This is a genomic window from Streptomyces bambusae, assembly GCF_019400985.1.
Classification (GTDB): Bacteria; Actinomycetota; Actinomycetes; order Streptomycetales; family Streptomycetaceae; genus Streptomyces; species Streptomyces bambusae_A.
In genome coordinates this window covers 1-8,468 of record NZ_WTFF01000315.1, presented here as the reverse complement: position 1 = coordinate 8,468, position 8,468 = coordinate 1, and the positions used below count along the sequence as shown (strand labels likewise).

Annotated in this window: 10 protein-coding genes; 6 read left to right on the top strand and 4 right to left on the bottom strand. The window is 73.4% G+C overall.

Going from position 1 to position 8,468, the window contains the following annotated elements:
- Positions 1 to 64 precede the first annotated feature (64 nt).
- The 4 genes from GPJ59_RS29775 (at position 65) to GPJ59_RS29760 (ending at position 2,491) form a co-directional block, all read left to right on the top strand.
- Positions 65 to 1,258 carry an alpha/beta hydrolase family protein gene (locus GPJ59_RS29775; protein WP_445271890.1) on the top strand — a complete coding sequence of 398 codons (1,194 nt, stop codon included), beginning with the start codon at positions 65 to 67 and terminating at the stop codon, positions 1,256 to 1,258.
- Between the two features lie 129 nt (positions 1,259 to 1,387).
- Positions 1,388 to 1,804, top strand: coding sequence for a hypothetical protein (locus GPJ59_RS29770; RefSeq protein ID WP_219671016.1), 417 nt, complete (start codon positions 1,388 to 1,390; stop codon positions 1,802 to 1,804).
- Complete coding sequence (locus tag GPJ59_RS29765; RefSeq protein ID WP_219671015.1) at positions 1,801 to 2,112, top strand: winged helix-turn-helix domain-containing protein; 312 nt, start codon at positions 1,801 to 1,803, stop codon at positions 2,110 to 2,112. Before GPJ59_RS29770 ends, GPJ59_RS29765 begins: the two co-directional genes overlap by 4 nt.
- A gap of 28 nt (positions 2,113 to 2,140) precedes the next feature.
- Positions 2,141 to 2,491, top strand: a complete 351-nt coding sequence (locus tag GPJ59_RS29760; protein WP_219671014.1) for an NTP pyrophosphohydrolase — start codon at positions 2,141 to 2,143, stop codon at positions 2,489 to 2,491.
- 1,123 nt (positions 2,492 to 3,614) lie between these two features.
- Here GPJ59_RS29760 and GPJ59_RS29755 read toward each other — a convergent pair.
- Positions 3,615 to 4,175 (bottom strand): TerD family protein, encoded by a 561-nt coding sequence (locus GPJ59_RS29755; RefSeq protein ID WP_219671013.1) that lies wholly within the window; start codon positions 4,173 to 4,175, stop codon positions 3,615 to 3,617.
- Positions 4,176 to 4,364: 189 nt separating this feature from the next.
- Positions 4,365 to 4,994 carry a class I SAM-dependent methyltransferase gene (locus tag GPJ59_RS29750; protein ID WP_219671012.1) on the bottom strand — a complete coding sequence of 210 codons (630 nt, stop codon included), beginning with the start codon at positions 4,992 to 4,994 and terminating at the stop codon, positions 4,365 to 4,367.
- Positions 4,995 to 5,151: 157 nt separating this feature from the next.
- Here GPJ59_RS29750 and GPJ59_RS29745 point away from each other — a divergent pair, with 157 nt between their 5' ends.
- Together GPJ59_RS29745 and GPJ59_RS38700 are read left to right on the top strand one after the other, a co-directional pair.
- Entirely contained in the window at positions 5,152 to 5,973 is an 822-nt protein-coding gene (locus GPJ59_RS29745) for a glutamate ABC transporter substrate-binding protein (protein ID WP_219671011.1), read from the top strand.
- Between the two features lie 253 nt (positions 5,974 to 6,226).
- Complete coding sequence (locus tag GPJ59_RS38700; RefSeq protein WP_219671010.1) at positions 6,227 to 6,628, top strand: hypothetical protein; 402 nt, start codon at positions 6,227 to 6,229, stop codon at positions 6,626 to 6,628.
- Positions 6,629 to 6,791: 163 nt separating this feature from the next.
- On the opposite strand, the gene GPJ59_RS29735 is transcribed toward GPJ59_RS38700, so the two are convergent.
- The gene (locus GPJ59_RS29735; protein ID WP_219671009.1) at positions 6,792 to 7,304 is read right to left on the bottom strand and encodes a hypothetical protein; all 513 of its coding nucleotides are present in this window, start codon (positions 7,302 to 7,304) and stop codon (positions 6,792 to 6,794) included.
- A gap of 463 nt (positions 7,305 to 7,767) precedes the next feature.
- Positions 7,768 to 8,253 carry a ribonuclease E activity regulator RraA gene (gene rraA, locus GPJ59_RS29730; protein ID WP_219671008.1) on the bottom strand — a complete coding sequence of 162 codons (486 nt, stop codon included), beginning with the start codon at positions 8,251 to 8,253 and terminating at the stop codon, positions 7,768 to 7,770.
- Positions 8,254 to 8,468: the final 215 nt, after the last annotated feature.

Below are 8,468 nucleotides of genomic sequence, written 5' to 3'. Positions count from 1 at the left end.
CGGCGACCGCGCTCGGCGCGGGGCCGCCCCGGCCGCTGCGGGCGGCGGGCCGGCGAGCCCGTCGGTGCCGCTGTCCGCCGCGCAGCTGTCTGCCGCGCCGCAGTCCGCCGCGTCACTGTCGGTGGCCGTGCCGACCGCTGCCGCTTCATCCGGCACCGTCTCCAGCGCCCTCTCCGGCACCCCCTCCGGTGCGACGCCCGCCGCGCAGGGCGCGCCGCTCGAACTGCCGCGTCCCACCGGTCGGCTCGCCGTCGGGCGCGACACGCTGCACCTGGTCGACCGGACCCGCAAGGACCCCTGGGTCCCCACCGCCGACCGCGAGCTGATGCTCTCGCTCTACTACCCGGCCCGTCCGCACACCGGCAGCAGCCCCGCCCCGTACGTGACCCTCCCGGAGGCGCAGGCGACGGTGGCCGCCTGGAAGGTCGGCGACCTGGTCACGCCCGAGCGCTTCGCCGCCCTCCGCACGAGTGCCCGCGAGGGCGCCCGTCCGCAGCCCGGACGCTTCCCGCTGGTGGTGCTGTCCCCGGGATTCGGCATGCCGCGGGCCACGCTGACCGCCCTCGCCGAGGAGCTCGCCTCGCGCGGCTACGTCGTCGCGGCGGTCGACCACGCGTACGAGTCGGTCGGCGCGAGTTTCCCGGGCGGGCGGCTGCTCGCATGCGTCGCCTGTGACAAGGCGGCCGAGGACAAGCAGTACCAGCGGGTCTCCGACGGGCGGGCGCGTGACGTCTCCTTCGTCCTCGACCGGCTCACAGGGCCGAAGCCCGCCTGGCGCTACGCCCATCTCGTCGACTCCCGCCGGATCGGCATGGCCGGACACTCCATCGGCGGAGCCTCGGCTGCCGCGGCCATGGCGACCGACCGCAGGGTGGACGCCGGGGTCAACATGGACGGGACCTTCTTCAGCCCGATACCCGAGGGCGGCCTGAAGGGCCGGCCGTTCCTGATGCTCGGCGGTGACCCGGCCCTGCGGCCCCCCGGGGAGTCGAGCTGGGAGGCGGCCTGGCAGCGCCTGGACGGCTGGAAGCGCTGGCTCACCGTGACCGGCACCGGCCACATGGCCTTCACCGACCTGCTGCCCCTCGGTGACGCGATCGGCCGGCCCGATCCGCACTCACCGCTCTCCGGCACCCGGTCCGTCGAGATCACCCGGGCCTACGTCACCGCCTTCTTCGACCAGCATCTGCGCGGCCTTCCGCAGCCCCTGCTCACCGGCCCGAGCGCGGCCAACCCGGAGGTGGTCTTCCACCCCTGACCGTCCATCGGGCAGACCGGCCCGTCGAACCCCGCGCACATCTCCGGAACTTGCCCTACTTGCCAAGTTGGAAAGTAGAAGCCATTCTGGAAAGTGAGGAGTTCGACCGAGCTGTCCCGAGGGGGAGTTGTGAGCGGATCAGGGAGTGTTGTCGACGCGCTGGGGCGGGCGTCCGCGGCGGAGAAGGCGGCACGGCGGGGGAGTGGCTGGTACGGGCGGTACCTGACGGCGTTCGCCGCCGGCCAGCTCGTCCTCGTACCGACGGCCCTGCTGTGGCACGGCCCCCTCGCGGGCGCCACCTTCGCCGTGGCGCAGGCGCTGCTCGTGGGCGCACTGAGCGTGTACGCCGCCCGGCAGCGCGTGGTGCGCCGCGGGTCCGGCGTGCGGCACCTGGTGATCGTGGGCGTCTGGGGCGCCGTGTTCGCGCTGTCGGTGGTCCTCGGCACCACCGTCCTCACCGACAGTCCGGGCTTCGCGGCCGCCGCCGCGCTCGCCTGCGCCGCCCCGGCCGCCGTCGGGGCCTGGCTGGAGCGGCGGTCGTCGTGACCTCGCCCGGCAGTCATCCCCGGCACGCGCTCGACCCGCTGCTCAACGCGCCCGTGCGGCTGTCGGTGGTCGCGGCCCTGGCGCCGCTGGACAAGGCGGAGTTCGGCTTCGTACGCGACCTCGTCGAGGTGACCGACTCCGTCCTGTCCAAGCAGGTGTCGGCGCTGGAGGAGGCGGGCTACGTCGCCGTCCACAAGGGCCGGGTCGGCCGGCGCCCGCGGACCTGGCTCTCACTCGCCCCCGAGGGCCGCGCCGCCTACCAGCGGCACCTGGCCGCCCTGCGCGCCATCGCCGCCGACTGGTCCTGACGGACGGAGTTCCGCCCATACTGGGGCGGTGACCGTACTGATCGTGGATGCCGCGAACGTCGTCGGCTCCGTCCCCGACGGCTGGTGGCGGGACCGGCGGGGCGCCGCCGAGCGGCTGCGCGACCGGCTCGCGGAGCGGACCGGGGACGAGGAGATCGTCCTCGTGGTCGAGGGGGCCGCCCGGGGCGTGCAATCCGTGCCGGGCGTGCGGGTGGACTCCGCCCCGGGCAGCGGCGACGACCGCATCGTGGAACTGGCCGCCGAGTACGCCGCCACCGGCGACTGCGTGGTCGTCACGGCGGACCGTGCCCTGCGCGAGCGCGTCCAGGCCCACGGAGCCCGCTGCACGGGCCCGCGCACGGTACGCCCGGCCGACTGAACGAGGCGTTCCCGGAGGGGCGGGGCCGGTGGGACGGGGCTGGTGTCCTTCGGTCGGGCCGGTTGCTCCCGGGGGGCCGCTTCCTGTGGGGTGGGGCTGGTGTCCTGTGGTCGTGTGGGCTGCTCCGGGGGCCGCTTCCTGTGGGGCAGGGCTGGTGTCTTGCGGTCGGGCCGGTTGCTCCCGGGGGGCCGCTTCCGGTGGGGTGGGGCTGGTGTCCTGTGGTCGTGTGGGCTGCTCCGGGGGCCGCTTCCTGTGGGGCGGGGCCGGTGTCTTGCGGTCGGGCGGGCGGCTCCGGGTGGACCGCTTCCTGTGGGGCAGGGCTGGTGTCTTGCGGTCGGGCCGCCTGCTCCAGGTGGACCGCCTCCTGGGGTGGGGCGGTGTCCTTCGGCCGTGCCGGTTGCTCCGGGTGGGGTGGGTCAGGCGCGCTTGGGTTTGTGTCCCTGCTCCCGGCGGGGCGGGGCCGGACTCCTTCGGCCGTGCCGGGCGATCCGGTGAGGCGCCCCGCCGCCTCCGGGCGCCGGGCCGTGTCGTGTGGACCGACCGGCGAGGCGGCCCCGCCGCCTCCACGCGGCCGTGCCCGTGGCCGGCCGCACCTGCGCCCCGCCGCGCCTGACGTTCATCCTGTGGCGCCTGAGCCAGTCGGCCGGGCTCGCCGGCCCCGCCGTGCCTCCGTGATCCCGAGGCAGCTCGGCCCGCTGGCCGCGCCTGTGGCCCGCCATACCTGTGTTCGTCCTGTGGGCCACCCGGACCGGGCGGGCGGCCGGTGCTCCGCAAGGAGCGTCAGCGCCCGCCCGGTCCGACGCGGCGGGCCGGGTCAGTAGGTGCGGTCGAGCTGCTCGACGGCGCAGCCGAGCCCGGCCGACGACCTGGTCCGACGACCTGGTCCGACGACCTGGTCCGACGACCTGGTCCGACGACCTGGTCCGACGACCTGGTCCGACGACCTGGTCCGACGACCTGGTCTGACGACCTGGTCCGACGGCCCGGTCCGTGGCCCGGCTGACGCGGTGGTCAGACGCGGTGGTACGGACGGTGGGCCGCCGTGGAGCGGCTTGCCGGTCTGCGGTGACGGCCGTCCGCGGGCCTGCAGGCCCGCTCGCCCGCCCCTCCGGGAACGCTTCGCTCAGTCCGACGCGCCCGTCGCCCGCCCCGAGGTGGCGCCTTCCGCTCCCATGGCCCGGATGTACTCCTCCGGCCCGGCGTCGTACCCGCGTACCCCGGTGTGCAGCTCCCAGCTGCCCGAACCGTCCCGCGTGAACTCCGCGACCGTCGCCGCACCCGCCCCGGCCACCCCCGCGAAGTCGTCCTCGGCCAGATCCGTGTACCCCGCGCGGATACGGACGGCCGTACCGCCGATGTCGCCGAAGGACCTGGTCCGCCCGTCGCCCTGGATGACCACGCCCACCACGACGCGCCGCAGCCGCGGGTCCATCCGGTCCAGCTCCAGGGTCATCACCTCGTCGAAGCCGAAACCCTGGCCCGTGCGGCTGTCCCGGTTGAGGGTGACGGTGCCGTCGGGGGAGCGGCGGCCGAAGTGGACCAGGTAGGCGGGTTCGCCGTACAGGTCGTCCGCGCCGAAGACCGCCGCGACGATGTCGAGATCGTTCGCGGGCGCGCCCGCCGGGCTCGGATCCCACCGCAGTGCGACCTCTACCCTGGCCAGGCCCTTGCGTATGCCCGTCACCGAACTCCCCTTCCTCGTGGCAGCGTTGCCCGTTCATGCTGCCACGAGGAAGGGATCAGGGCAGGCGCCGGCGCACGTTCCAGGCCACCGTGCGCACCGGACGGGCAGACCGGCCTGCAACACCCCCCGCCCCGCCCCGCCCCCGGCCGCCCTTCCCGCCCGCCGCCCTTCCGGCCCGTCCGCGCGCGGTCAGCCGCGGCGGCTCGCGTAGCAGAAGAGGTGCTCCTCGGGGCCGGCGAGCTCGCTCGCGGGCTGGTACGTCGAGACCTCGCTGTGCAGCACCTCGAAGCCGAGCTCGTCCAGCCGCCGCAGATAGTCGTCGGCGGACAGGCTGCTCACCCTCACCTTGTGGCCCATCCACACGATGTCCACGTCCTCGATGTCGGCCGGCACGGTGGCCATCACGAAGTGGCCGCCCGGCGCGACCCAGTCCGCGATCCGCTCCAGCGAGGCCTCCACGTCGGGCCGGCTCATCACCAGCAGCGGGAAGAACGCGCACACCGCGTCGAAACCGCCGCGCGGCGCCTCGTACGTCCGTACGTCCGCCAGCTCGAAGCGCGCCCCGGGCACCCGGTCCCGGGCCAGCTCCACCATCGCCGGCGAGACGTCGATGCCGGTCACCTCGCAGCCGGCCGCCGCCAGCCGCTCGGCCACCGGGCGGCCGGTGCCGCTGCCGATGTCCAGCACGCGCGCTCCGGCCGGCAGCCGGGGTACGAGCCAGTCGAGCGCGGCGAGCTGCCCCGGCAGCCCCGCGAAGGCGTCCTCGTAGTGCGCGCCGAGCTCGTCGAAGAGCTCCGCCGCCGACACCTGATCATCCATCGGTATCCTCTCCGGTCACGGTCCGTGAACGCCTCAGGATCTGCGGCGTGCCAGATCGTGATCCTCAAATCTTCCTCAGATCTAGTGACGCTGTGCCCATGCCCTCCTAGCTTCCAACCGAGTACGTCTTCACCAGGTAATTTCGGAAAGAGTCCACATGAAGGTTTCCAAGGCCGGTGCGGTCGCCACTGTGATCGTTCTCGCCCTGACCGCCTCCGGGTGCGGTGGAGACAGCAGCGACGACAAGAACCGCAAGATCGCCATCGGCATCAAGTTCGACCAGCCGGGCATCGGCCTCCGCCAGGACGGCAAGTTCAGCGGCTTCGACGTGGACGTCGCCACCTACGTGGCCAAGGAGCTCGGCTACAAGCCCGAGCAGATCGAGTTCAAGCAGGTCTACAGCTCCGACCGCGAGCTCATGATCCAGTTCAACGAGGTCAAGTTCGTCGTCGCGAGCTACTCGATCAACGAAAAGCGCAAGAGCAAGGTCGACTTCGCCGGCCCGTACTTCCAGGCCCACCAGGACCTGCTGGTGCGCGCCTCCGAGACGGGCATCGCCAAGGCCGAGGACCTGAACAACAAGAGGCTCTGCTCGGTGACCGGCTCGACCTCCGCCGAGAACGTCCGGGCCAACCTGGCGCCCAAGGCCGGCCTGCTCGAGCTCGGCGGCTACTCCGAATGCCTGGTCGCCCTCCAGGACAGCACCCTCGACGCGCTGACCACCGACAACGCCATCCTGGCCGGGTACGCCGCGAAGCAGGAGAACAAGGGCAAGTTCAAGCTCGCCGGGTTCAGCCTGAGCAACGAGTACTACGGCATCGGCCTGAAGAAGGGCGACAAGGAGCTCCAGGCCAAGATCAACGACGCGCTGCGCAAGATGGTCAAGGACGGCTCCTGGGACAAGTTCGTCCAGAGCAACTTCGGCGGCGTCGCCAACTACAAGAACGAGCCCGCTCCGCAGATCACCGAGGGCCGCTGACCTCGGGCGACGAGGGTCTTCTGGCCTCGGGCGACGAGGGCCTCTGACGTCGGGAGAACTCAGGACCGAGGGCTCCCGGCCTTTCGACCGACGCCGGCCGTCCGCCGGAGCCCTGCGCGCCGACCACCGCGATCGGCGCGCAGGGTGCCTGCGTTTTCCGTCCACCACCGGGTTGCGGCGGGAGCCGCCCGCGCCGCTCCGGTGGGGCGGTGAGGCCAGTGAATCAAGGTCGGCGGGGAAGCGCGACGGTGCGGTGACACAGAATCGCCCCGGCCTTCCCGCCCGCCCTTCGTGGGAAGATCCAAGAGGCCGAACGCCATGTCTGCCTGGCATATGCGAGGCGGTACCGGCCGAGGCGGCCCGTGAACGCTCGGCGGTTACGACGCGGTGGGCGGCCTCTCGGCCGGCGCTCGGCCTGTGGACGCGCGCCGGGCTGCCGCTGGAGGAGCGCTGGCTCGCCGGACTGCCGGCCGGCACCCGCGGGGACCTCACCGGCGACCCCGCCACCGACCGCGCCGCGCTGGACGGCTGGGCGGCCGAACGGACCGGCGGGCTGATCCCGCGGATGCCCGTCGCCGAACCGGGCCGGGCCCTGCTCGTCCTCGCCACCGCCCTGGCCCTCAAGGTGACCTGGCTGAACCCGTTCACCGCCTGATCCGGGCCAAGCGGCACATGCCGGTCGAGCAGCGCGGGCAGGGGGGCCGCCATACCGCCTGCCGTGCGCGCTGGGCCGGTGTCTGGGCTGGTGCAGTACAACGGCCCGGCTCCGGTTGCGCACGGGAATGCCGGGACGTTGGTCTGTGGGCTTCGTCCTGGTCTCAGGGGTTGTCGACCGAGCCCGGGTCGACCATTGCGCCGATGTTGGTGATGGTCCCGTCCGGTGTGAGCGTCACGTCGACGATGACGGGCCGGATCGGGTGCGGCGGGACGGTCGGGATGATGGGGTCCGGCGGATAGATGTTGTAGAAGCGGGGGTGGAAGGTCAGTGGCGTGATCGGGTCAGGCGGCCAGGCGGCCACGTTGGTGTCGCTGCCGACGAAGCGGTAGAGACCACCGCTGACCTGGCCGATGCCGGTAGTGCGAAGCAGAGTGCTCGTCACGCGGGCAGTGCCCCCGCCTCCCGGAGCGGTCTCGGTGACGACCCGGACGCGGACACTGCCGGTGACGTCGATCGGCTCCGAGCTGAACGATCGGAAGGTGCCGCTGAGAGGCAGCACGACGGTCTGCCGGTCATCCGCCGCGGCGGGAGGGACAGCGACGGACAGAGTCAGGCCCAGCAGGGCCAGAACGAGGCAGACCTTCCTGGCGGCGCGCGCGAGATGACCGCGCATGGATGCTCCCATCAGTGAGGCGGGACCACGTGTGCACGCCCTCCCGCAAACGGAACTCCACCCTGCCCAGCCGACCGAACCCATGTCGACCCCAACCGGCCCGGATGAGGAGGACTTCGCTCGGCCAGCCCAAGCCGCCCTTGGCCGCACCCGGTCCCGGGCCGGTGCCTGCACTCGGATCCGCGGCGACGCCCGGGCCGCCGCCCGCGTTCGGGAGCCCGGCTCCGGCACCGTGGACGACGTAACGCCGTAACGCCGTACCGCCGTACCGCGACGACGGGGTGACACCGTCACGTCGTGATCTCGGCACGGTGACCCCCGACACGGTGACGCTTTGGCCCCGGACGGGGACGGGGACGGGGACGGACGGGTCGGCCGCAGTCGGCCGGTGTGCGGTGGCCGTGTCGGTGTCGGCGGCCCGGCCCCCTCCCGGTCCTTCCGGTCGGGTGGCTCCACGCCCGCGTCAGGCCGCCGGCAGGACCACGACCCCGTCCTCGTCGGAGTGCAGGACGTCGCCGGGCCGGAAGGTGATCTCGCCGAACGTGACCGGCACGTCGAGCACCCCTGCGCCGGTCTTGCCGCTCTTGCGCGGTACGGTCCCCAGCGCCTTGATCCCCAGGTCGAGCCCGCCCAGGGCGCGGCTGTCGCGGACGGCCCCGTTGACGACCAGGCCGGCCCAGCCGTTGCGCTGGGCCGCGCCCGCGATGAGGTCGCCCAGCAGGGCGGTCCGCAGCGAGCCGCCACCGTCGACCACCAGGACCGCGCCGTCGCCCGGGCCGTGCACGAGTTCGCGCAGCAGCGCGTTGTCCTCGTGGCAGGAGACCGTACGGATCGGACCGGCGAAGGCCCGGCGCCCGCCGAACTGCCGGAACTGCGTGCCGCAGACGAGCAGGTTCTCGCCGTGCTCGTCGTAGAGGTCGGTGGTGGGGACTGCGGGGGTCGTCGTCATGGCGGCCAGCGTAAACGTCGGCCGCACCCCGCCCACGGAGCGGTCCGAGGCGTGGAACGGCCTGCTCGGCGGGGTGTCGTACGAGGGATCGGACGGCCCGGCCCGGGCCCGCCAGCCCGCCGCCGGCCGGGGGGAGGCGCGGGGGGGGGGCGGGGGGGGCGGCCGGGGGGGGGGGGGCGCGACGCGGGTGTGTCGTACACACATGTGGCTCCTGA